Annotated in this window: 17 protein-coding genes and 2 pseudogenes; 12 read left to right on the forward strand and 7 right to left on the reverse strand. The window is 72.6% G+C overall.

What is annotated here, in order from left to right:
* The first annotated feature begins 1 nt into the window (after position 1).
* The 3 genes and pseudogenes from ACEXOX_RS37480 to ACEXOX_RS37490 all read left to right on the forward strand — a co-directional run bounded on the left by ACEXOX_RS37480 (position 2) and on the right by ACEXOX_RS37490 (position 5,343).
* Positions 2-2,426 (forward strand): annotated as a pseudogene (locus ACEXOX_RS37480) (xanthine dehydrogenase family protein molybdopterin-binding subunit).
* A gap of 168 nt (positions 2,427-2,594) precedes the next feature.
* A complete protein-coding gene (locus ACEXOX_RS37485; protein ID WP_406525246.1) occupies positions 2,595-4,052 on the forward strand; it encodes an NCS2 family permease in 1,458 nt (485 codons plus the stop codon).
* 34 nt (positions 4,053-4,086) lie between these two features.
* Complete coding sequence (locus tag ACEXOX_RS37490) at positions 4,087-5,343, forward strand: XdhC family protein (RefSeq protein WP_406525247.1); 1,257 nt, start codon at positions 4,087-4,089, stop codon at positions 5,341-5,343.
* Here the strand turns inward: ACEXOX_RS37490 and ACEXOX_RS37495 are convergent.
* Positions 5,285-6,784 (reverse strand): MFS transporter, encoded by a 1,500-nt coding sequence (locus ACEXOX_RS37495; protein ID WP_406526591.1) that lies wholly within the window; start codon positions 6,782-6,784, stop codon positions 5,285-5,287. The genes ACEXOX_RS37490 and ACEXOX_RS37495 overlap by 59 nt on opposite strands.
* Before the next feature lie 126 nt (positions 6,785-6,910).
* On the opposite strand from ACEXOX_RS37495, the gene ACEXOX_RS37500 reads away from it, so the two are divergent.
* On the forward strand, positions 6,911-7,402 hold the full coding sequence (locus tag ACEXOX_RS37500; RefSeq protein WP_406525248.1) for a winged helix-turn-helix transcriptional regulator: 492 nt from the start codon (positions 6,911-6,913) through the stop codon (positions 7,400-7,402).
* Positions 7,403-7,415: 13 nt separating this feature from the next.
* Here ACEXOX_RS37500 and ACEXOX_RS37505 read toward each other — a convergent pair whose 3' ends face one another.
* On the reverse strand, positions 7,416-8,414 hold the full coding sequence (locus tag ACEXOX_RS37505; RefSeq protein ID WP_406525249.1) for an endonuclease/exonuclease/phosphatase family protein: 999 nt from the start codon (positions 8,412-8,414) through the stop codon (positions 7,416-7,418).
* Between the two features lie 628 nt (positions 8,415-9,042).
* Between ACEXOX_RS37505 and mgtA the strand changes: the two genes are divergently transcribed.
* The 4 genes from mgtA (at position 9,043) to ACEXOX_RS37525 (ending at position 14,477) form a co-directional block, all read left to right on the forward strand.
* The gene (mgtA, locus tag ACEXOX_RS37510) at positions 9,043-11,778 is read left to right on the forward strand and encodes a magnesium-translocating P-type ATPase (RefSeq protein ID WP_406525250.1); all 2,736 of its coding nucleotides are present in this window, start codon (positions 9,043-9,045) and stop codon (positions 11,776-11,778) included.
* 68 nt (positions 11,779-11,846) lie between these two features.
* The gene (locus ACEXOX_RS37515; protein WP_406525251.1) at positions 11,847-12,725 is read left to right on the forward strand and encodes an MgtC/SapB family protein; all 879 of its coding nucleotides are present in this window, start codon (positions 11,847-11,849) and stop codon (positions 12,723-12,725) included.
* Between the two features lie 33 nt (positions 12,726-12,758).
* Positions 12,759-13,970, forward strand: coding sequence for a GNAT family N-acetyltransferase (locus tag ACEXOX_RS37520; protein ID WP_406525252.1), 1,212 nt, complete (start codon positions 12,759-12,761; stop codon positions 13,968-13,970).
* Positions 13,971-14,129: 159 nt separating this feature from the next.
* Positions 14,130-14,477, forward strand: coding sequence for a PRC-barrel domain-containing protein (locus ACEXOX_RS37525; protein ID WP_030018791.1), 348 nt, complete (start codon positions 14,130-14,132; stop codon positions 14,475-14,477).
* A 118-nt stretch (positions 14,478-14,595) separates the two neighbouring features.
* On the opposite strand, the gene ACEXOX_RS37530 is transcribed toward ACEXOX_RS37525, so the two are convergent.
* The gene (locus tag ACEXOX_RS37530) at positions 14,596-15,519 is read right to left on the reverse strand and encodes an alpha/beta hydrolase (RefSeq protein ID WP_406525253.1); all 924 of its coding nucleotides are present in this window, start codon (positions 15,517-15,519) and stop codon (positions 14,596-14,598) included.
* Between the two features lie 123 nt (positions 15,520-15,642).
* Between ACEXOX_RS37530 and ACEXOX_RS37535 the strand changes: the two genes are divergently transcribed.
* Positions 15,643-16,038 carry a MerR family transcriptional regulator gene (locus ACEXOX_RS37535; RefSeq protein ID WP_406525254.1) on the forward strand — a complete coding sequence of 132 codons (396 nt, stop codon included), beginning with the start codon at positions 15,643-15,645 and terminating at the stop codon, positions 16,036-16,038.
* Positions 16,039-16,057: 19 nt separating this feature from the next.
* On the opposite strand, the gene ACEXOX_RS37540 is transcribed toward ACEXOX_RS37535, so the two are convergent.
* Positions 16,058-16,942 carry a LuxR C-terminal-related transcriptional regulator gene (locus tag ACEXOX_RS37540; RefSeq protein WP_406525255.1) on the reverse strand — a complete coding sequence of 295 codons (885 nt, stop codon included), beginning with the start codon at positions 16,940-16,942 and terminating at the stop codon, positions 16,058-16,060.
* A 138-nt stretch (positions 16,943-17,080) separates the two neighbouring features.
* On the opposite strand from ACEXOX_RS37540, the gene ACEXOX_RS37545 reads away from it, so the two are divergent.
* The gene (locus ACEXOX_RS37545) at positions 17,081-18,853 is read left to right on the forward strand and encodes an AMP-binding protein (RefSeq protein WP_406526592.1); all 1,773 of its coding nucleotides are present in this window, start codon (positions 17,081-17,083) and stop codon (positions 18,851-18,853) included.
* Between the two features lie 97 nt (positions 18,854-18,950).
* Positions 18,951-20,597, forward strand: a complete 1,647-nt coding sequence (locus ACEXOX_RS37550) for an AMP-binding protein (protein ID WP_406526593.1) — start codon at positions 18,951-18,953, stop codon at positions 20,595-20,597.
* Positions 20,598-20,681: 84 nt separating this feature from the next.
* On the opposite strand, the gene ACEXOX_RS37555 is transcribed toward ACEXOX_RS37550, so the two are convergent.
* From ACEXOX_RS37555 to ACEXOX_RS37565, 3 genes are all read right to left on the reverse strand, one after another.
* Complete coding sequence (locus ACEXOX_RS37555) at positions 20,682-21,056, reverse strand: MmcQ/YjbR family DNA-binding protein (RefSeq protein ID WP_406525256.1); 375 nt, start codon at positions 21,054-21,056, stop codon at positions 20,682-20,684.
* A 57-nt stretch (positions 21,057-21,113) separates the two neighbouring features.
* Entirely contained in the window at positions 21,114-22,001 is an 888-nt protein-coding gene (locus ACEXOX_RS37560) for a CopD family protein (protein ID WP_406525257.1), read from the reverse strand.
* Positions 22,002-22,318: 317 nt separating this feature from the next.
* Positions 22,319-22,846: a GNAT family N-acetyltransferase gene (locus tag ACEXOX_RS37565; RefSeq protein WP_406525258.1), complete on the reverse strand. Its 528-nt coding sequence runs from the start codon at positions 22,844-22,846 to the stop codon at positions 22,319-22,321.
* A 605-nt stretch (positions 22,847-23,451) separates the two neighbouring features.
* Between ACEXOX_RS37565 and ACEXOX_RS37570 the strand changes: the two are divergent.
* Positions 23,452-23,544: pseudogene (locus ACEXOX_RS37570) on the forward strand (aminoglycoside phosphotransferase family protein); the annotation flags it as partial.
* Positions 23,545-23,560 lie beyond the last annotated feature (16 nt).

The following is a 23,560-nucleotide window of genomic DNA, read 5'->3' on the forward strand; positions in this document are numbered from 1 at the left end:
CATGGCCGGAGTCACCCGCACACCCACCCACCTCACCCAGGGCGCCACGACCGACGCGGGCATCGGCGCGTCCACACTGCGTCCGGACGGCACCCTCAAGGTGACCGGCGAGTTCGCGTACTCCTCGGACATGTGGCACGAGGACATGCTGTGGGGCTTCACCCTGCGCTCCACCGTCGCGCACGCCGAGATCGTCTCCATCGACACCTCCGAGGCGCTCGCCCAGTCCGGCGTGTACGCGGTCCTCACCTACGACGACCTGCCCACGGACGTGAAGAACTACGGCCTGGAGATCCAGGACACGCCCGTCCTGGCGCACGGCAAGGTCCGCCACCACGGCGAGCCGGTCGCGCTGGTCGCGGCCGACCATCCGGAGACTGCCCGCCGCGCCGCCGCCAAGATCCGGATCGAGTACGCCGAGCTGCCGCTGGTCACCGACGAGGAGTCGGCGACCCGCGAGGGCGCGCCACTGGTCCACGAGCACCGCGCCGACCTCCCCAAGGGCCTCCGACAAGCTCCGGTCCAGGGGGACCCCCATCGCCGGGCACGTACCGCACCCGAACATCGTGCACCGTCAGCCCATCGTGCGCGGCGACGCGGAGGCGGCGGCCCGCCGCGCCGACGTCATCGTCTCCGGCGAGTACGTCTTCGGCATGCAGGACCAGGCGTTCCTCGGCCTGGAGTCCGGCCTCGCGGTGCCCGGCGAGGACGGCGGTGTCGACCTGTACGTCGCCACCCAGTGGCTGCACTCCGACCTGCGCCAGATCGCGCCGGTCCTCGGCCTGCCCGAGGAGAAGGTCCGGATGACGCTCTCCGGCGTCGGCGGCGCGTTCGGCGGCCGCGAGGACCTGTCGATGCAGATCCACGCCTGCCTGCTCGCGCTGCGCACCGGCAAGCCCGTGAAGATCGTCTACAACCGGTTCGAGTCGTTCTTCGGGCACGTCCACCGGCACCCCGCCAAGCTCTGGTACGAGCACGGCGCCACCAAGGACGGCAAGCTCACCCACCTCAAGTGCCGCATCGTGCTGGACGGCGGCGCCTACGCGTCCGCCTCCCCGGCCGTCGTCGGCAACGCCTCCTCCCTCGCCGTCGGCCCGTACGTCGTCGAGGACGTGGACATCGAGGCCATCGCCCTGTACTCGAACAACCCGCCCTGCGGCGCCATGCGCGGCTTCGGCGCCGTCCAGGCGTGCTTCGCGTACGAGGCGCAGATGGACAAGCTCGCCGCGAAGCTGGGCCTGGACCCGGTCGAGTTCCGGCAGCTCAACGCCATGGAACAGGGCAGTCTGCTGCCGACGGGCCAGGAGGTCGACTCGCCGGCGCCGGTCGCCGAGCTGCTGCGCCGCGTCAAGGCGATGCCGCTGCCGCCGGAGCACCAGTGGGAGACCACCGAGGGCGCCGACGTCCGCGCGCTGCCCGGCGGGCTGTCCAACACCACGCACGGCGAGGACGTCGTACGCGGCATCGGCTACGCCGTCGGCATCAAGAACGTCGGCTTCTCCGAGGGCTTCGACGACTACTCCACCGCCCGCGTCCGGATGGAGGTCGTCGGCGGCGAGCCGGTCGCGACCGTGCACACCGCGATGGCGGAGGTCGGCCAGGGCGGCATCACCGTCCACGCGCAGATCGCCCGTACCGAGCTGGGCGTCGAGCAGGTCACCATCCACCCGGCGGACACCCAGGTCGGCTCGGCGGGCTCCACCTCCGCCTCCCGGCAGACCTATGTCACCGGCGGCGCGGTGAAGAACACCTGCGAGAACGTGCGCGAGCAGGTCCTGGAGCTGGGCCGCCGCAAGTTCGGCACCCACCACCCGGCGTGGGCCACCGCCGAGCTCGTCCTGGAGGGCGGCAAGGTCGTCACCGACGGCGGGGAGGTGCTGGCCGACCTCGTGGACGTTCTGGAGGACGCGGCCGTCGACCTAGAACTCGAATGGCGGCACCGCCCCACCGAGGCGTTCGACCTGCGCACCGGCCAGGGCAACGGCCACGTCCAGTACTCCTTCGCCGCGCACCGCGCGGTCGTCGAGGTGGACACCGGACTCGGCCTGGTCAAGGTCATCGAGCTGGCCTGCGCCCAGGACGTCGGCAAGGCGCTCAACCCGCTGTCCGTCGTCGGCCAGATCCAGGGCGGTACGACGCAGGGCCTCGGCGTCGCGGTGATGGAGGAGATCATCGTCGACCCGAAGACCGCCAAGGTGCGCAACCCCTCCTTCACGGACTATCTGATCCCCACCATCCTCGACACGCCGACCATCCCGGTCGACGTGCTCGAACTTGCCGACGAGCACGCCCCGTACGGGCTGCGCGGCATCGGCGAGGCCCCCACCCTGTCGTCCACCCCGGCCGTCCTCGCGGCGATCCGGAACGCGACCGGGCTCGAACTGAACAAGACTCCGGTCCGTCCGGAGCATCTCACCGGTACATAGCCGCTCCGGCGGGACAGCCGTACGCGGTGCCGGTCACCGCCGTACGGCTGCCCCGCCGCAGGCGCCTGGGCCGTCCCCCGGGTCGTGCAGCCGATGTTCCATCCCAAATCTCGCGGCGCGGTGCGCGCGTGACGCGAGGGCCCCTATGAACCTTGGGAGTAAGGCACCATGACCCAGCAGTTCCTGGAGCCACCGACCACGGCGGAAGACGCGGGCGCCGGCTCGCGGCAGCCCGCCGGGCGGTCCTGGCTCGACCGGTACTTCCACATATCCGACAGAGGGTCGACGGTCGCGCGCGAGGTGCGCGGCGGCATCACCACCTTCATGGCGATGTGTTACATCCTCCTGCTCAACCCCCTCATCCTGGCCACGCCGGACGTCGAGAAGACCACCCTGCCCGGCGCCGGCGTGGTCACCGCCACGGCGCTCGGCGCGGCGGCCTGCACCCTGCTGATGGGCTTCGTCGGCAAGGTGCCGCTGGCCCTCGCTGCCGGGCTGAACGTTTCCGCGGCGCTGACCTCGCAGGTCGTCCCGTACATGACGTGGCCGCAGGCCATGGGCATGTGTGTGCTGTACGGCGTCGTGATCATGCTGCTGGTGGTCACCGGCCTCCGCGAGATGATCATGAACGCCATCCCGCTGGCCCTCAAGCACGCCATCACCATGGGCATCGGGATGTTCGTCGCCCTGCTCGGCCTGGTGAAGGCCGGCTTCGTCGGCAAGGGCACCGGCGGCCCCGTACAGCTCGGCCTGACCGGCGAACTCTCCGGCTGGCCGGTGCTCTTCTTCGCCGTCACCCTGCTGCTGATCTTCATGCTGCAGGCCCGCAACATCCCCGGCGCCATCCTCATCGGCATCGTCGTCGGCACGATCCTGTCCGTGCTCGCCACCAGCCTCGGCGGCCTGACCGACAAGGACTGGGGCGGCACCTCGCCCGAGCTGCACGGCAGCGCGGTGGCCGCGCCCGACTTCGGGCTCTTCGGGCACGTCGAGTTCGGCGGCTGGGACCAGATCGGCGCGATCACCGTCGGCATGATCGTCTTCACCCTGGTGCTGGCCGGCTTCTTCGACGCCATGGCCACCATCATCGGCGTCGGTACGGAGGCCCGGCTCGCCGACGACAAGGGCCGGATGCCGGGCCTGTCCAAGGCGCTGTTCGTCGACGGCGCGGGCGGCGCGATCGGCGGTGTCGCGGGCGCGTCCGGCCAGACCGTGTTCATCGAGTCGGCCAGCGGCGTCGGCGAAGGCGCCCGTACCGGCCTGTCCTCGGTCGTCACCGGCCTGTTCTTCGCGGCCTGCCTCTTCTTCACCCCGCTCACCCAGCTCGTGCCCGCCCAGGTCGCCGCGGCCGCCCTGGTCGTCATCGGCTCGATGATGATGGGCGCCGCCAAGCACGTGGACTGGAGCGACCGATCGGTGGCCGTCCCGGTGTTCCTCACCGTGGCGCTGATGCCCTTCACGTACAACATCACCGCGGGCGTCGGCGCGGGCGTCGTCGCCTACACCGCCATCAAGACCGCACAGGGCAAGTGGCGGGAGGTCGGCGCCTTCATGTGGGTACTCAGTCTGATCTTCCTCGTCTACTTCTCGCTGCACCCGATCGAGAGCTGGCTGGGCGTCAAGTAACGCCTGCCCAGCACCCACCCGTAAGGAGACCGACATGCTGGACATCGCCGACGAGCTGCACCGGTGGGCCCGGCAGGGACGCCCCTTCGCCGTCGCCACCGTCGTGGCCACCAGCGGCAGCGCGCCCCGCCAGCCCGGCGCCGCACTGGCCGTCGACCGCGACGGCACGGCGATCGGGTCGGTCTCCGGCGGATGTGTGGAGGGGGCGGTCTACGAGCTGTGCCAGGAAGCGCTGCGCACCGGGGAAACGGTGGTGGAGCGCTTCGGCTACAGCGACGAGGACGCCTTCGCGGTCGGCCTGACCTGCGGCGGCGTCCTCGACATCCTCGTCACTCCGGTACGGCCGTACGACGCGGAGGTACCGGGTGCAACGGGTGCAACGGAGGTACCGGGTGCACCGGGCACACCGGACGCACCGGAGGACGGCGGCCCGGCCCGTACGGAGGACGGTACGGGCCGGGCCGCCACCCTCACCGCAGCCCTGGCCGCCGCGGTCGCGGGCGAAGCGGCGGCGGTGGCCAGGGTCGTCGGCGGCCCGGCCCGCCTCCTGGGCGGCGCCCTGCTCGTACGCCCCGACGGCGGTGTCACCGGCACCCTCGGCGGCCACCCGGACCTGGACCGCACCGCCGCCCACGAGACCCGCGCCCTGCTGGACGCGGGCCGCACCGCCACCGTCGAGATCGGCGCCGACGGCTCCCGCTGCGGCGAGCCCGTCCGCCTGCTCGTGGAGACCTCCGTCCCCGCCCCCCGCATGATCGTCTTCGGCGCCATCGACTTCGCCGCCGCCCTCGTACGGGCCGGGAAGTTCCTCGGACACCACGTGACCGTCTGCGACGCCCGCCCCGTCTTCGCCACCCGCGCCCGCTTCCCCGACGCGGACGAGATCGTCGTCGACTGGCCGCACCGCTACCTCGCAACCCAGGACCTCGACGCCCGCGCGGCCCTGTGCGTCCTCACCCACGACGCCAAGTTCGACGTCCCCCTCCTGGAACGCGCCCTGCGCCTGCCCGTCGCCTACGTCGGCGCCATGGGCTCCCGCCGCACCCACCTGGACCGCCTCGCCCGCCTCCGCGCCGTCGGCCTGACCGAACTCGAACTCAACCGCCTGCGCTCACCCATCGGCCTCGACCTGGGCGCCCGCACCCCCGAGGAGACGGCGCTGTCCATCGCCGCCGAAATCGTCGCCAACCGCCGCGGCGGCACCGGCACCCCTCTGACCGGCGCCCACACGCCTATCCATCACGACCACCCCGCGCCCCTGGACCGCATAGGGCCGGCTTCGGTGGCGTGAGGGGGCGGAGTCGGCGGCAGCGGTGATTCCGCGGGCTGATCAGGACGGCGAGCACGGCGGTCAGGAGGGGCACCAGGAGTGCGGCGCGGTAGGCGGTGAGGAGGCCGCCGTCGCCGGGGGCCGTGGCGGCGCCCGCGACGGCCGTGGCGACGGCGGTGGCGGCCGACAGGCCCAGCGCGGCGCCGAACTGCAAGGACGTGTACAGAAGTCCGGCGGCCAGACCCTGTTCGTGCTCGGCGACACCCTCCGTGGCGGTGATCGTGAGCGGCCCGTGGACCAGCGCGAAGGCGATGCCGATCAGCAGCAGGCTCGGGAACATCGCCGCGTACGCGCGGTCCATGCCGATCGGCAGGAAGGCGGCGTACGCGACGACCGCCGCCAGCAGACCGCCCGGAATCACCCGCGCGGTGCCGAACCGCCGGACCAGCCGGGGCGTCAGGACCGGCGCGAGAACCACGTCGGCACCCATGGCCAGCATCGCGAAGCTCGTCTCCAGCGTGGACCAGCCGCGCAGTTCGCGCAGGTAGAGCACGGCGATGAGCGAGCGCGTACGGAAGACGCCCGGCCGCACCAGCGGCGCCGCCGACCGGCGTTCGATCAGCGCGAACGTGAGCAGGAGGAGGAGAGCGGCGGCGAGGGCGGCCAGGGTCTGGACCGGCGGGGCGTACGAGGCGCGCTCGACGGTCAGGACGAACAGGAGGATCGCGCCGGTGACGGTGACCGCGCCGGGAAGGTCCAGGCGGGGGCGCGGCGGGCGCGGCCCCTTCGCACGCGCCCCGCCCGTACGCGCCCCGCCCGTACGTCTCCCTTCCGTACGTCCCTCATCCGTACGCCCCTCATCCGTACGGACTGCATCCGCACGCACCTCTTTCGCGCGTATCTCCTCCGTACGCGGAACGAGCGGCCACCCCGCGGCGAGGATCACGGATGCCAGGACGACCGGGGCGAAGAACACCCACCGCCAGCCGACCGCCGTGAGCAGTCCTCCGGCGACCAGCCCGACCGAGAAGCCGCCGCCCCCGGTGCCCGAGTAGACCAGCAGTGCCTTGGTGCGCTGCCGCCCCGCGGGAAAGCCGGTGGTGATGACGGACAGCCCGGCGGGCATCATGAACGCGGCGCAGACGCCCGTCACGAACCGGGCGAGGACGAGTGTCCACCCGTCGTCCGCGAGCCCGCCGAGGCCGGAGAAGACGAGGAAGACCGCGAGCGGCAGCAGGAACATCCTCCGCCGTCCGAAGAGGTCGGCCGCCCGCCCGCCGAGCAGCATGAAGCCGCCGTAGCCGAGCACGTACGCGCTCATCACCCACTGCAACGCGCCGGTGGACAGCCCGAGATCGGCCCGGATCGACGGCAGCGCCACGTTCAGCATGGCGATGTCGATGCCCTCCAGGAAGATCGCTCCGCACAGCACCAGCAGCACGCCCCGGCCGCGGCCGCTCATACGGTCGCCGTCCCCGGGCGCCAGGGCGGCGGTGGTGGCCGCGATGGTGCGGTCCATGGTCGGTGCTCCCCGTGCCGGTCGGTTACCTCTTGTTACCGACCGCATCTTCCGGCACCGTGAACCCCTATGGAAGAAGGCACTTCGAAGTCACCCGGGCACCCCGGAGTAACCCGTCCGGCCGAGCCGTGCGACGACGGCGCGCACGGACCCGGCACGGCCCCCGGCGCCGAGTGCGACTACGACGCCCGGCAGTGGGACGTACGGGAGGGCTGCGAGGTCCGGCAGATCCTCGACCGGGTCGCCGACAAGTGGTCGCTGCTCGTCATCGCGCTGCTGGACCGCCGCACGCTGCGCTTCACCGAACTGCGCCGCGAGGTCGACGGCATCAGCCAGCGGATGCTGACGGTCACACTGCGCCAGCTCGAACGCGACGGCCTCGTCCGCCGCACCGTGCACGCGGTCGTCCCGCCCCGGGTCGACTACGAGCTGACGCCGCTGGGCGCGACCCTGCACGACACCATCCAGGCGCTGGTCACCTGGACCGAGGAGCACCAGGAAGAGATCGCCGGGGCCCGTGCCGCGTACGACCGCCGCGAACGGGATCAGGGGGAGGGCTGACGGAGGGGCCACTTCAGCGCGTCGCGTACAACTCCAAGTCGACGGCCAGCGCCCGGTGGTCCGTCTCCGGCAGGTCCAGGAAGCGGGCCGCACGGGGGCGCAGGGCGTCACTGACCAGGACGTGGTCGATCTGGGCGCCCAGTACGGGAGTGGTGCGGGCGGGCCAGGTCGGGGTGCGCGGACTGCCGGTCCGCCCGGCGCTGTCGTGCAGGCCGGCCTCCAGGACGGCCCGGAAGGCGGCGTGGTCCTGGGAGGAGTTGAAGTCTCCCGCGATGACGAGAGGTTCGGGGCCGCGGGCGGCCGCCAGGTCGCGGAGGCGGCCGAGTTCGGTGCGCCAGGTGGCCAGGGAGGCGGGCAGCGGCGGCATCGGGTGGGCGACCTGGAAGCGCAGGCGGTGGCCTTGGACGGTGACGGACGCGCGGGGCATGGCGAGTTCGCCCGCCACCGCGCCGTCCGCGCGCAGCGGGAACCGGCTCAGTACGGCGGAACCCTCGGACGCGCCGTGTCCGGCGAGGAGGCGGAAGGGGTAGGCCGCGCGGACGGCAGGGGAGTCCAGGGCGGTGGCGCAGCGCTCCGGGTCGCACTCCTGCACCGCGACGAGGTCGGGGCTCTCCCGGCGGAGCGCGGCGAGCAGTCCGTCCGTGGCGCGGCCGAATTCGAGGTTCGCGGTGAGGACGCGGAGGCGCGCGAGGGGCGCTCCGTGCGGCGCGGGGGCGCCGTCGCCGTACGGCCGGACGAACGCCGTCAGGCCGAGCAGTACGGCGGCGGCCCAGAACAGCCCGGGCCGCCAGCGCGCCGCGAGGGACAGCGCCAGGGCGAGCCCGGCGGGCACCAGCAGCCAGGGCAGGAAGGCGAGCAGCTGCGGTACGGGCGTCACGCCGTCCGAACCGGCGGCGCGGAAGACGAGGGGGACGGTGGCGACGAGGAGGAGGGCGCCCGCGACGACCGTGGCCGCCCGCCGCCGTCGTGGTGCCGTGCCGGTCGCAGCGGCCGTGGCATTTCCCGTCGCCATGGGACGATGATGCCGTACCGGGGGCGGGTGTGAGCTGAATCACACCGGTGTTCGGGAAATTCTTGGCCGAAAGGGGAGAGGTCGGCGACCGGATATGGCATTATTCGGTGATGAGGGCGCCGGAACGCGCGGTGCCCGGTTTGTGTCCGCGCGAGCAAGGAGGTGATCGGGATGAGTCCCGAAGGAAGTCCTTGCCGCAGCGTTGCAGTGTGCTGACTGCTGATTTCGCCTGATTTCCCGTGAGCTGACACCGGTGTCCCGAAGGGACCCGGTGCGCCGCCACGCTGTGTGCCAACACCGCTGAGAACTGCCGGGCGTCCGCTCCCGTGAACCGCCGGGCGCGGCGCTGACCTGCGGCTGCAGGCGTGCGCTGCCCGGCCGTTCCCGCTCCGCGTCCCGCCTTTCCGTGCCCTTTTCCTTATGCCGCGCACAACGCGCCGTGCGGAAATGCGTGCGGCTGCGCTGTGACGCTTTTCAGCGTGCTTTCTTTTCCCTTTTCCCGTGATGTCATCTCACCGATAATCAAAATTCTCTGTGCCGGGGGCCCCGCGTCACCGGGTCATGCCGTCATGCCGTCATGCCCTCTTGACCCGATGCCGCCGCGCCCCGTACGGAGGGAGGTTTTGTCATGACCGACCTGCTCACCCCCGAGAAGCTCGCTCCGCCGGGCCACCGCTCGCGCCGCCGGGAGCGGAAGGCCGCCGAGCCGGCGGCCCGTACCCGCGTCGTCAGCGAGCACCTGGCCGCGATCAGCGCGCGCCCGGCGTCCCGGGTCCTCCAGGACCTGCGCGCCGGACGCGACGGTCTGCTCCAGGAGAACGCCGAGGCCCGCCTGGAGCACGACGGCCCCAACGTCATCGCGCACGAGCGTCCGCCGCGCTGGTACGTGCAGCTGGCGAAGGCGTTCTGGAACCCGTTCATCCTCGTGCTCACGGGCCTGGCCGCCGTCATGTGTGTGCAGTGGCTCCAGGTCGCCGACGAGGAGCCCTTCGACGCCAAGATCCCGATCCTCGGCGCGATGGTGCTGGTCAGCGCGCTGCTGCGGTTCTGGCAGGAGTACCGCTCGGGCAGCTCGGCCGCCGCGCTGCGTGCCCTGGTCACCGCGACCACCGCCGTACAGCGCAGAGCCGCCCGTACGCAGGCTCCGGCCACCGTGGAGGTACCGGTGGCGGACGTCGTGCGCGGCGACGTCGTCGTGCTGGCCGCCGGTGACCTCGTACCGGCCGACCTGCGGCTGCTGTCCGCCAAGGGCCTCATGGTCGCCCAGGCCGCGCTCACCGGCGAGTCGCTGCCCGTCGCCAAGGCCGACACCCGGGCCGAGGACGGCGGTCAGCACGCGACCGCCGACCCGGTGGAGGCCGGCAACCTGGTCCTGGCGGGCACGTCCGTCACCTCCGGCACCGCGACCGGCGTGGTCGTCGCCACCGGGCGGGACACCTACTTCGGGTCGATGGCCGGTTCGCTGGCGGGCGAGCGCCCGGAGACCAGCTTCGACGCCGGGGTGAAGAAGGTCAGCTTCCTGCTGATCCGTTTCATGCTGGTGATGGTGCCGCTGGTGTTCGCCGCCAACGGCCTCACCAAGGGCGACTGGGCCGAGGCGGTCACCTTCGTGGTGGCGGTCGCGGTGGGCCTGACGCCGGAGATGCTGCCGATGGTGGTCACCACCAACCTGGCGCGCGGCGCGGTCGCCATGGCGAAGCGCAAGGTCGTCGTCAAGCGCCTGAACGCCATCCAGAACCTCGGCGCGATGGACGTGCTGTGCACGGACAAGACCGGCACGCTGACCGAGGACCGCGTCGTCCTGGACCGCTACCTCGACGTACACGGCCACGAGGACGGCGAGGTACTGGAGTACGCCTACCTCAACAGCCACTTCCAGACGGGGCTGCGCAACCTCATGGACCAAGCCGTCGTCGACCGGATGCACGAGGCCGAGGAGGTGGTCGTCGACGCGCGGTTCACGCTGGTCGACGAGGTCCCCTTCGACTTCGCGCGGCGCCGGATGTCGGTGGTGCTGCGGCGCCACGACCTCGACGGACCGGCCGCCGAACACCTCCTCGTCACCAAGGGCGCGGTGGAGGAAGTCCTCGCCCTGTGCACTCATCTCACCGACGGCGGGCAGCGGGTGGAGCTGACCGACACGCTGCGCCGGCAGGTCGCCCTGACCGCCGAGAACCACAACCGGCAGGGACTGCGGGTCCTGGCGGTGGCGACCCGTACGCTGCCCGCCACCCGCGAGACGTACGGCGTCGCCGACGAGGAAGAGCTGACCCTGCGCGGCTTCCTCGCCTTCCTCGATCCGCCGAAGCGGGACGCCGCCGAGGCACTGCGGGCCCTGGCCGGCAGCGGTATCGCCGTCAAGGTCGTCACCGGCGACAACGAGCTGGTCGCGGCGCGGGTGTGCGCCGACGTCGGTATCGAGGCGGGCACCGTCGTCACCGGGCCCTACCTCGATCTGCTCGACGAGCCGGAGCTGGCCGCCCTGGTCCGTACGACGACCGTGTTCGCCAAGGTCAACCCCGTACAGAAGGCCCGGATCGTCCGCGCGCTCCAGGGCGCCGGGCACACCGTCGGCTTCCTCGGCGACGGCATCAACGACGCCGCGGCGCTGCGCGAGGCGGACGTCGGCGTCTCGGTGGACACCGCCGTGGACATCGCCAAGGAGTCCGCCGACATCATCCTGCTGGAGAAGGACCTGACCGTCCTCGGACAGGGCGTCCTCCAGGGCCGCCGGACCTTCGGCAACACCATCAAGTACATCAAGATGACGGCCTCCTCGAACTTCGGGAACGTCTTCTCGGTGCTGGCCGCCTCCGCCTTCCTGCCGTTCCAGCCGATGCTCGCCACCCAGCTGCTCGTACAGAACCTCTGCTACGACATCTCGCAGCTCGCCACGCCCTGGGACCGGATGGACGAGGAGTACGTGCGCAAGCCGCGGACCTGGGACGCCCGGGGCATCGGACGCTTCATGCTCGTCCTCGGCCCGACCAGCTCGGTCTTCGACATCACCACCTTCCTGCTGATGTGGCACGTCTTCGGGGCGGACAGCGAGGCGCACCAGGCGCTGTTCCAGTCCGGGTGGTTCGTCGAGGGGCTGCTGACGCAGACGCTCGTGGTGCACATGCTGCGCACCCGCAAGATCCCGTTCGTACGGTCCCGGGCCACCTGGCCGGTGCTGGTGATGACGGCCCTGGTCATGGCGTTCGGCATCGCCCTGCCGTTCTCGCCGCTGGCCCCGGCGCTCGGTCTGACGGCGCTGCCGCTGGGCTACTTCCCGTGGCTGGCCGGGACGCTGCTGGCGTACTGCCTGCTGACCCAGGGCGTGAAGACCTGGTACATCCGGCGGTTCAACACCTGGCTGTGAACCGCCGATGGAGAAAGGGGCCGCCTCCGGGCGGCCCCGCACCGGCGCGTCGAGGAGGAGCGCGGATCATGGTGAACGAGTGGCAGCTGGCCGGCAACATCGCCGCCGGCCTGGGGTTCGGCGCGGTCATCGGCCTGGAACGGCAGTGGCGCGCCCGGATGGCGGGGCTGCGCACCAACGCGCTGGTCGCCGCCGGCGCCGCCCTGTTCGTCCTGCTGTCCCAGTACGGCTTCGCGGCCGCGACCAGCACCACCGGCTACGACGGATCGCGGGTCGCCGCGCAGATCGTCTCCGGCATCGGCTTCCTCGGCGCCGGTGTCATCATGCGCGACGGACTGAACGTACGCGGCCTGAACACCGCGGCCACGCTGTGGTGCTCGGCCGCGGTCGGCGCCCTGGCGGGCACCGGGCTGTACGTGGTCGCGGCACTCGGCACGGCCGGGGTGGTCGGCGCGAACCTGGTGCTGCGGCCGCTCGGCCGGCAGATGGACCGGGAGCCGGGCGGCGGCGCGGAGGTCGCGACCGACTACTACTTCGAGGCGGTGTGCCTGGAAACCGAGGAGGCGCACATCAGGACGCTGGTCGTGCAGGCCGTCACCCGGCCCGGCTTCCAGCTGCGGGCGGTGCACAGCCGCGACGACGGCGCCGCCCGGCCGGACGACGGGGCACCGCCGAAGGTCACCGTCGCCGCCGAGCTGACCACCGAGCGGCGCGACGACAGCCTCCTCGAAGAGGCGGTCAGCCGGCTGTCGCTGGAGCCCGCGGTGTCGGCCGTGAGCTGGACCGTCCTGAACCACCCGGACGGCGGCGAGGGGGACTACGACGAGCCGTACGGTGCGGACTACGGCGACCGCGGGCGGCACGGGCGCCGCCACCGGGTGCGGGACTTCTTCTCGGGGCCGGGCGGGCCGGCCGGGCCCGGCGGACCCTCGCGTAAAAACGGGTGACGGCGCGCGGCGCCCGGCGTTACCGTCCCTCAGGTGACCACGGACATCCGGGACATCCCCGAAGCGCACGTCGACCGGGCACTCGACCTCGCCCACCTCGCCTTCCACGCGACGGCCGGCGACGCCACCCGCAAGCGCCAGCGCGAACTGCTGCTGAAGTGCGAGCGGGTGGGGGCGTACGACCACGAGGAGATCGTCGGCTTCGCCGCGGCGCACCGCCTGGGCCTCTCCGTGCCGGGCGGCGAACTGCCCGTCGCCGAACTGGACTTCGTCTCGGTCGCACCCACCCACCGGCGGCGCGGTGTGCTGACCGCCATGATGGGGGAACTGCTGGGCCGCTGCGCCGCCGGCCACCGGCCGCTGGCCTGCCTGTGGGCGTCGGAGGAGGCGATTTACGGCCGCTTCGGCTTCGGCCCCGCCACCGAGACGTACGCCGTCGAGATCAACACCACCCGGCCCCTGGCCCTGCGCGTCACGCCCGACCCGCGCCCGCTGCGGCTGATCGCCCCGGCGGACACCTTCACCGTCCTCGCGCCGCTGTACGAGACGGGCCGGGCGCGGCGCGGCGGACGGCTCTCCCGCGACGAGGCGTGGTGGCGGCGCGCGGCGCGCACCGACGACGAGGCCGGTGACGACGCGAAGGACGGCCCGCCGCGCGTCGTCGTCCTCGGCGCCAAGGACGCTCCCGCCGCCGGATACGTCGTCTACCGGGTGGGGGAGAAGGGCACCGTCACCGTGGACGAACTGGAGGCGGCCGACGCGCCGGCGGCCGCCGCCCTCTGGTCCTACCTCGCCTCCATCGACCTGACGCGCAAGGTGCAGGCCTGGACGGTCGCCCCCGACGATCCGCTGCTGCACTTCGCCGCCGACCGCGCCCAGGTGCGCGTCACCGGCCAGTGGCCCGCGATGTGGCTCCGTCTGGTGGACGTGGAACGGGCGCTGACCGCCCGCTCCTGGGCCGCGCCCGTCGACCTCGTACTGGACGTGCGCGACGCCACCCTGCCCGCCAACGCCGGCTGCTTCCGGCTGACGGCGGGCCCGTCCGGCGCCGCCTACGGGCCCACCGGCGACCCGGCCGACCTGACCCTGGACGTACGGGACCTGTCGGCCTGCTACCTCGGCGGCGTCCTGGTGCGGCGGTTGGTCCAGGCCGGACTGGTCGAGGAGCACACGCCCGGCGCGGCCCGGCTGCTGGACGCCGCGCTGGAGACGGAGCATCTGCCGCTCGCCGGCGAAGGCACCTGAGGGCCGTCGAGGGGCGCGAACGGCTGAGGACCGCTGGGGACCGCTGGGGGCGCGCGGTGGCCGGAAGCGGAGCACCGTGCCGCACTCCGCCGTTTGGGTGCCGTGCGGCCGGGCACCCGGCGCCGTGTTCCGAGTCCCGATCGTGCGAAGGAGCGTTCCATGACCGACATCTGGGGCTACCCGGCCGGCGCCGGCCACACGGCCGGCACGGACCTCGCGGGCTACAAGGTCGAGGCCACGGACGGCGGTATCGGCAAGGTCGACAAGCACTCCGACGAGGTGGGCTCCGCCTGGATCGTGGTCGACACCGGAGTCTGGATCTTCGGCAAGCACGTCCTGCTGCCGGCCGGCGTCATCGCGTCCGTGGACACCGCCGAGCGCAAGATCTACGTCTCCCGCACCAAGGAGGAGATCAAGAACTCGCCGGAGTTCGACAAGGAGAAGCACCTGAACAACCCGGACTACCACCAGCAGCTCGGCTCGTACTACCAGCCGCACCACAAGTGACCGGCGCGGCCTGACCTTCCGCCGGCCGAGGGCGGGACTCCCGGGCCCCGTCCTCGGCCGTGCTGCGTCGTGCCCCGCCCCTTCCTGCCCTGCCCCTTCCTGCCCTGCCACGGTGCGTTCAAGCGGCGGGCAGATGCGCCTCGGCGAAGGCCACGGCATCGGCGACAGCCCGGTCAGCGGCGGGCAGGTGACTTGCGAGCAGATGCCACACGTGTCCCATCCCCGGTGCGACGTCCAGACGGACGGCCACCGCGTCCTCGGCCAGCTTGGCGGCCAGCCGGACGGCGTCGCTGAGCATGACCTCGTGCCCGCCGACCTGGATCAGGACCGGCGGCAGCCCGCGGGTGTCGGCGAAGACGGGGGAGGCCGGCGGGCTGTTCGGCGGGGCGCTGCCCAGGAAGACGTCCGCGGCACGGCGCAGTCCCGCGCGGTTGACGGACGGATCGACGCCGTCGAGGGTGAACATCGTCGCCCCCGTGTGTTCGAGGTTCGCCCAGGGCGAGACGGCGATCGAGGCGGCCGGGAGGGGCAGCCCCTGGTCGCGGGCCGCGACCAGGACGCTGACCGCCATCGCGCCGCCGGCCGAGTCGCCGGCGAACACCACGTTCTCGGGCGCGGCTCCCTGCTCCAGCAGCCAGCGGTAGGCCCTGACGGCGTCGTCGAGGGCGGCGGGGAAGACCGCCTCGGGCGCGAGCCGGTAGTCCGGCACCAGGACGCGGGCGCGCAGCCGTCGGGCGAATTCGCCGGTCAGACCACGGTAGCCCGGCGGGTCGCCGACGAGGTAGGCACCGCCGTGCAGGTAGACGAGGTGCCGGCCGGGGACGGCGTCCGCGGGGACCGCCGACTCGGCGGCCACCCCGTCGGCGTACACCGGGGTGAACGTCACTCCGTCCGGCGCCGGAAAACAGTCCTGGAAGAACCGTCGGTAGGCGAGCCGGACGTCTTCCAGGCTGTCGGGCCCCCGCCCGGCGGCGGCGTCGATGACGTCGCCGCTGCGAGCCGCCCAATCCCGGTAGAAGGCGGGGACATCGATCGTGACCATGACTGGTCCTCCTCTGCGCAGGCGCACCGCGGCCGCGTCCCGGCCGCCCCGCGAGTCTCCGACCATCACATTGATGTGAAGGTCAAGCGGAGGGGCCGGAAGCGGAGCCGTAGGCTCAAGCGCATGCGGATCGGAGAGTTGGCAGAGCGCACCGGCACCTCCCGGCGCCTGCTGCGCTACTACGAGGAACAGCGGCTGCTCACGCCCGGACGGTCCGGCAACGGCTACCGTGCGTACGAGGAGGCGCACGTGGGCCGCGTGCTGCAGATCAAGGGACTGCTCGACGCCGGGCTGCCGACCCGGATCATCCGGCAGATCCTGCCCTGCCTGGACGGGCCCCGGAGCATCCACTTCGACGATCTGACGCCGGAGATGACGGACGTTCTGGAACATGAACACGATCAGCTGACCCGGCGCATCGACTGCCTGACCCGCAACCGGGACGCGATCGCCGGCTATCTGGAGACGGTACGGGGCATGCGGGTCCGCCGGTCCGAGGCCGCGCAGGGACGGGGCTGAACGGCCCCACCCGCCCGGCTCACGGCAGCAGTCCCGCCCGCCGTGCCGCCACCACCGCCTGGAGCCGCGAGTGCACGCCCAGCTTGCGCATCGCGGACCGGAGGTAGCTCTTGACCGTCTCCGGGCGCAGGCCCAGGCGTTCCGCCGTCATCGCGTTGGTCGCGCCGCAAGCCACGCACGCCAGGACGTCCACCTCGCGCGGCGCCAGCACCGTGCCGTCCGCCCGGCCGCGCCCGTCGTCCGTATGGCCGTGTCCGCCGTCCGTGCGGCCCCGTCCGGGGGCGGACGCCGCCGCCAGCCGCCCGCACGCCGCCAGCATCTCGTGCCGCAGCACCGGGTCCGCGACGCGCTGCGCCAGGGCCCGCAGGTCGCCGTGCGCCTCCCGGACCTCCTCCCAGGCCGCCGGGTCGGCCGCCGCGGGCTGCCGGGCGACCGACAGCAGCCGCTGCGCCTCGTCCTGGAGCAGCAGGGCCTGTTCCAGTTCGCGGGCGGCTTCCATCGCGGCGGACAGCGGGCGGTCGCCGAGCTGTACGGGACGGCGCAGCGCCCCGTACAGCACCCCGCGCACCCGCCGCCGTACGACGACCGGTACCGCGAGCACGGAGCACAGCCCCTCGGCCGCCACGGCGGCGTCGTACTCGTGGCTGATGACGGCGGACGCGTGGTAGTCGGTCACCGCGAAGGGGCGGGTGAGCACGGCCGCCTTGCCGCCGAGGCCGTTGCCGTGCCGGACGGCCAGGCCGTGCAGCGCGGCGGTTCTGGCGCCCGTCAGCTCGCTGATGCGATAGCGGCCGGTGTCGTACCGCAGTCCGCCGAACGCCACCGGCAGCCCGCTCGTCCGCCGCAGCCGCGACAGCGCCGCCCGTACGTCGGCGGACCCGCCGCACTCCGATTCGACCCGCACGCCGAAACCTCCGCTTCCCCCCGTTCGGGGGTGGTGAGACCTGCGTCACTGATTACACGATGGCGGTAGGCGGTGCGGCAATGAGGAGGACACATGGCGGACACGGATACGACAGGCGCGACGGGTGGTACGGACGGTATGGGGGAGGTTGCTCCTGATACGGAAGTGACGAAAGCGGTGGATGCGGCGAGCCTCACGAGCACCGGCGCCCCCGCCCCCGGCGGCGCCCCCGACCCCACCGCGGAGTTCCGCGCGGCGCGCGACTTCCTCCTCCGCCACCGCGAGGACTACGACGCCGCCCGCGAGGGCTTCACCTGGCCCCGCCCCGCGTACTTCAACTGGGCGCTGGACTGGTTCGACCGCATCGCCGACGGCAACGGCCGCACCGCCCTGCACCTCGTCGAGGAGGACGGCACCCACACCCGCCGCACCTTCGACGAGCTGCGCCGCGTCTCCAACCGGGCCGCCAACTGGCTGGCCGCACAGGGCGTACGCGCCGGCGACCGGATCGTGGTGATGCTCGGCAACCAGGCCGAGCTGTGGGAGACCGCCCTCGCCGCGATGAAGCTGCGGGCCGTCGTCATCCCCGCCACCCCGCTGCTCGGCCCGCTCGACCTGGCCGACCGCGTCGGACGCGGCCGGGCCCGGCACGTACTGGTACGGGCGGCGGACACCGGCAAGTTCGCGGCCGTACCCGGCGACTACACCCGCATCGCGGTCGGCGGGGACGCCGCGACGGCCGCCGCGGGCTGGCTCGCCTACGAGGACGCGTACACCGCCCCCGAGACGTACGAGCCCACGGGCCCCACCCGAGCCGACGACCCCCTGATGCTCTACTTCACCTCCGGAACCACGGCCCGCCCGAAGCTCGTCGAGCACACCCACACGTCCTACCCCGTCGGCCACTTGGCGACGATGTACTGGATCGGCCTGAAGCCCGGCGACGTCCACCTGAACATCTCCTCACCCGGTTGGGCCAAGCACGCCTGGTCCAATCTCTTCGCCCCCTGGAACGCCGAAGCCACCGTCTTCCTCCACAACTACACCCGCTTCGACGCGGCCCGGCTGATGGCCGAGATGGACCGGGCCGGCGTCACCAGCTTCTGCGCACCGCCGACCGTGTGGCGGATGCTCATCCAGGCCGACCTGACGGCACTGAAGAACCCGCCGCGTGAGATCGTCGCGGCGGGCGAACCGCTCAACCCGGAGATCATCGAACGGGTACGGGAAGCCTGGGGCGTCACCATCCGCGACGGCTTCGGGCAGACCGAGACCGCCGTCCAGGTCGCCAACACCCCGGGCCAGCCCCTCAAACCCGGCTCCATGGGCCGCCCCACCCCCGGCTTCGAGGTCGTCCTGCTGGACCCGGTCACCGGCCGGCCCGCCGACGAGGGCGAGATCGCCCTGGACCTGTCGGCCCGGCCGGTCGGCCTGACCACCGGCTACCACGGCGACCCGGAGCGCACCGCCGAGGCGATGGCCGGCGGCTACTACCGCACCGGCGACATCGGCTCACGCGACGCCGACGGTTATGTCACCTATGTCGGCCGGCGGGACGACGTCTTCAAATGCAGTGACTACAAGGTCTCACCCTTCGAGCTGGAGAGCGCACTGCTGGAGCACGAAGCGGTCGCCGAAGCCGCCGTGGTGCCCGCGCCCGACCCCGTACGGCTGGCCGTGCCCAAGGCGTACGTGGTGCTGGCGGCCGGCTGGGAGCCTGGCCCGGAGACCGCGGCGGAGCTCTTCGCGCACTCCCGCGCGGTGCTCGCCCCGTACAAGCGGGTGCGGCGGCTGGAGTTCGCCGACCTGCCCAAGACGGTCTCGGGCAAGATCCGCCGTGTGGAACTGCGCGAGCGCACCGCCGAAGAGGGCGGCGGCGCCGCCGAGTACCGAGAGGAAGACCACCGATGACCGACATGAGCAGGCCGCCGAGCCACCCGCCGGGACCACGGGAGAGCGGCGGGGAGCACCGCCGGGAGGCGTACACACGGGGGAGACCGGCCGGCCACTGCTCGACCGCACCATCGGCGCCGACCTGGACCGCGCGATCGGCCGGTTCGGCGACCGCGAGGCGCTGGTCGACGTGGCGGGCGGGCGCCGCTGGACCTACGCGGAGCTGGGCCGGGCGGTGGACGAGGTCGCGCTCGGCCTGCTCGCCAAGGGCGTCCGCAAGGGCGACCGGGTCGGCATCTGGGCCCCCAACTGCCCCGAGTGGGTGCTGGTGCAGTACGCCACCGCCCGCATCGGCGCCGTCATGGTCAACATCAATCCCGCCTACCGTGTGCACGAACTGGCGTATGTGCTCAAGCAGGCCGGGATGAGCGTGCTGGTCTCCGCCGTCGCCCACAAGAGCAGCGACTACCGGCGGATGATCGAGCAGGTACGGGCCGAGAGCCGGGCCCTGCGCGACGTGGTCTACATCGACGACCCGACCTGGGACGGCCTGCTGGCGGCCGGCGCCGCGGTGCCGCAGGCGAAGCTGGCCGCCTGCGCCAAGGAGCTGTCGCCGCACGATCCCGTCAACATCCAGTACACCTCCGGCACCACCGGCTTCCCCAAGGGCGCCACCCTCTCCCACCACAACATCCTCAACAACGGCTTCTGGGTGGGCGAGACGGTCGGCTACACCGAGCACGACCGGGTCTGCCTGCCGGTGCCCTTCTACCACTGCTTCGGCATGGTCATGGGCAACCTCGGCGCCACCTCGCACGGCGCCTGCATCGTCATCCCGGCCCCCGCCTTCGACGCGGCGGCCACCCTGCGGGCCGTCCAGGAGGAGCGCTGCACCTCCCTGTACGGCGTGCCGACGATGTTCATCGCCGAGCTGGACCACCCGGACTTCGCCACGTACGACCTGTCGTCGCTGCGCACCGGCATCATGGCGGGCTCGCCGTGCCCCGAGGAGGTGATGCGGCGGGTCGTCTCCGAGATGCACATGGCCGAGGTCTCCATCTGCTACGGCATGACCGAGACGTCCCCGGTCTCCACCCAGACCCGGCGCGACGACGACCTGGCGCACCGCACCGGCACGGTGGGGCGGGTGCTGCCGCACATCGAGGTCAAGGTGGTGGACCCGGCGACCGGCGCGACCGTACGGCGCGGTGAGCCGGGCGAACTGTGCACCCGCGGCTACAGCGTGATGCTGGGCTACTGGGAGGAGCCGGAGCGCACCGACGAGGTGATCGACGCGGAGCGCTGGATGCACACCGGCGATCTCGCGGTGATGAACGACGACGGGTACCTGCGGATCGTCGGCCGGATCAAGGACATGATCATCCGGGGCGGTGAGAACGTCTACCCGCGCGAGATCGAGGAGTTCCTCTACACCCACCCCAAGATCGCGGACGTACAGGTGGTCGGCGTCCCGGACGCCAAGTACGGCGAGGAGATCGCCGCCTGCGTCATCCTGCGCGACACCGCGGACGGGCTCACCCGTGACGAGCTGGCCCGCTTCTGCCGCTCCCGCCTGGCGCACTACAAGGTGCCGCGGTACGTGCACGTCCTCGACGCCTTCCCGATGACCGTCAGCGGCAAGGTCAGGAAGGTCGAACTGCGGGAGCGGCTGGCGACGCGGCTGACGCCGGAACCGGAAGGCGTGGCCGGACCGGCCGCCGCTCCGGAACCGTCCGGTCCCGTCGAAGCGGCTCAGACGTAGCGGCCGGACGTACCGGTCAGACGCAGCGCTCAGACGTGGCGGTCAGACGCAGCGATGGGCACGGCCGGGCCGCGCGCCCTGGATTCAGGCGCGGCCCGGCCAGTCCAGCACGAGCTGCTGCGCACGCGGCAGCCGCGAGACGACGAGGTCGTACGAGTCCTCGATCATGTCCAGGACCAGCCGGTCGTCCAGCGCACCCGTCAGCGAGACGGTGTTCCAGTGCCGCTTGTTGAGGTGGTAGCCCGGCACGATCTCGGGGTGCGCGGCCCGCAGCCGCTCCGCCAGATCCGGATCGCACTTCAGGCTCACACTCAGCGGCCCGGCGTCCAGGCTGCTCAACGCGAAGATCTTCCCGCCGACCTTGAAGGTGCACACCTCCTGGTTCCCGGGGAACGGAAACTCCTCGACCGCCCCGTTGAAGCCCAGGCAGACGGCCCGCAGCCGCTTCACATCGAACATGCGGCCATTATCGCGCGCGAGGGGCACAGCGGTTCCGGTGCGGTGCTGATACGGGCCTCACGGCGCGGGCAGCAGCGGTACGGCGGTCAGAACGGCGGAGACCAGCACCACCGCGGCCAGCGCCGCCAGCTCCGCGCGGGCCGGCCCGGTCGCCGCCCCCGGCAGCGCCACCTCCCGCCGCAACCGCCTGCGGGCGACCAGCGCCAGCCCGCTCACCACCAGGACGAGCACGAGTTTGGCCAGCAGGACACGCCCGTACGCCGTGCTGAACGTCTCCGCGAGCGGCAGCCGGCGCAGGGTGCTGCACACCCCGGTCACCGTGATCGCGGCGAACAGCAGCGCCGCCGGCCGGGCGTACCGCAGCAGCAACCCCCGCCCCGCCGCCGCCTCCTGACGCCAGCACCACCGCGTCCGCAGCACGTACAGTAGACCGCCCGCCCACAGTGCCGTCGATGTCAGGTGGACGAGGGTGAGCGCGACGCCGATCTCCGGCGTGTCCGTCTCGGGGTGGGCCCGCAGTGCCTCGCCGAAGACGACGGCGGCCAGCGGAATGCCGGCCCACCCCGGGCGGCTGGAAGCGGCACACAGGGCGGCGAGCAGAAAAGCGTTGGCCTCCAAGAGGGCCAGCAGACCGGGCCGGGTGGCGTACGCGTCGACCAGAGCCCGCCCCGACAACCCCGCCAAGGGCGATCCGCTCCCCGCGACCAGCAGCAACTGCCCCACGGCCGCCGCCCCTCCCACCCACGCGGCCCGCTTCGACCAGCCCCGCGGCAACCCGGCCGACACACCCCGCACACCCCGCGCGAGCCGCGCCCCGGCCAGCTCGCCGACCTGCACGCACAGTGCGGCCAGCAGCACCGCCCGCAGCAGCGCGGTGGCCGCGTCCCCGGGTAATCGGATCTCGTACGACTCGTCGACCACGAGCCCCGTACCGAGCAGCGGCACGAGAACGACGACGCAGCCGGCCGCGGCGAGGGCACAGACCCGCCGCGCGGGGAGAGGCGCGTGACCGTCCGGTCCGCGCTGGACGCATCGCCGTTGCCGACGCCCGTCGCGACGGGCTCGGGGGCGGGGGAGAGGCCGGTCGACGTGGATGCATCCCGCGATGGTCCCCGGCAGCCGAAGCACCGGGCAACCGGGGGCGCCGGCGGGTCACGCAACCAGGCCACCGGGTGCGCCCGGCAGTGCAGAGCCCCGCGCCGGCCGTCCGCGTAAGCCGCCCGGCCGTACCGTCGCCCGCGTCAGCCGCCCGGCCGTCAGCGTCAGCCGTCCCACCGCATGCAGACCCGCTCCCACCGGTCCAGCCCCAGCTCCGCCTCCCGGCGACGGATCTCGCGCAGGCCCCGGGTGAGGCCGGCGTCGTCCAGGACTCGGAAGCCGAGCCGGGCGTAGTACGGGGCGTTCCACGGCACGTCCGCGAAGGTGGTCAGGGTGACCGACGGCAGCCCGCTGTCCTGCCGGGCGCGCTCGATGAGCGCCCGGCCGAGCCCGCGACGCGCGCCGTCCGGGTGGACCGACACCTGCTCGATGTGCGCGCAGCCGTCGACCGGCTCCCAGAGCAGGTACGCGAGCGGCGCGTCGCCCGGTGCCGCCCCGGCACAGGCGACCAGCGCCCGCCCCGCCTCCTGGTAGCGCGCCAACTCCGGCAGCGACGGCGGCTCGTCGTCGGCGATCGGGCCCATGCCCACGGCACGGAACGCCTCCCCGGCCGCACGCTCGATGTCCCGCAGCCCGGGAAGATCGCGGGGTAGGGCCGCGCGGATGACGGGACGGGTCTCGATGACGTTCATGGAAATACCGTCGCAGATGCCCCGGCGTACGGCAGCCGAATTCCGGGTGCTCTCCCGCTCAGTAACGCCCTGGGGAGACCTAAGCGAGCCAGAGCGAACCCCGCCGATGGCGCGCCGGCAGCACGTCCACCGTATTCGCGAGGTCGAGCGCGCTTTCCTCGCCGGCGGAGTTCACCCGGCGCAGCAGCATTCCGGTCCGGGCCCGCAGACGCTGACGCGCCCGGCGTTCCTCCACGGCGGACCACCGGGCCACGGAACGGTCCCGCTGGTACCGGGGGAACGCATGGACGTCCACCTGGCGGCGAATGGCGAGCGGCCGAGGTTTCCCGGGCTCGCGCGCCGATCCGGCCAAGCTGCGGGCGCTGTACCGGAGATCGCGGACGACCACGGAATGCCAGGCGCCGTTCGGCAGGCGGGCGTCCGTATGACGGCTTCGGCTACGGGGAAAGTGATGAGCGGTACGTGCCACGGGACTCCGTCGGTAACGACCGCCAGGCATTTCCTGGCGGGCTACTTGAAGCCCGTCGGCCCGGTCGCGCGTTCGCCTCTCACCTACGGGACTTCACCGTCCGCCACAGGACCTCCGGGGCCGGGACCGGCGCGAGGGACATCGCCTCGACCTCGACGTGATCCGCGCGTGGTGGTCGTCGCGGAGCCTGCCGGGGGTCCGCCGGCTGGTCGAGCACGGCTTCGCCCCGGAGTCCGCCGAACCGG

This window comes from Streptomyces sp. Ac-502, assembly GCF_045222935.1.
GTDB lineage: Bacteria > Actinomycetota > Actinomycetes > Streptomycetales > Streptomycetaceae > Streptomyces > Streptomyces monomycini.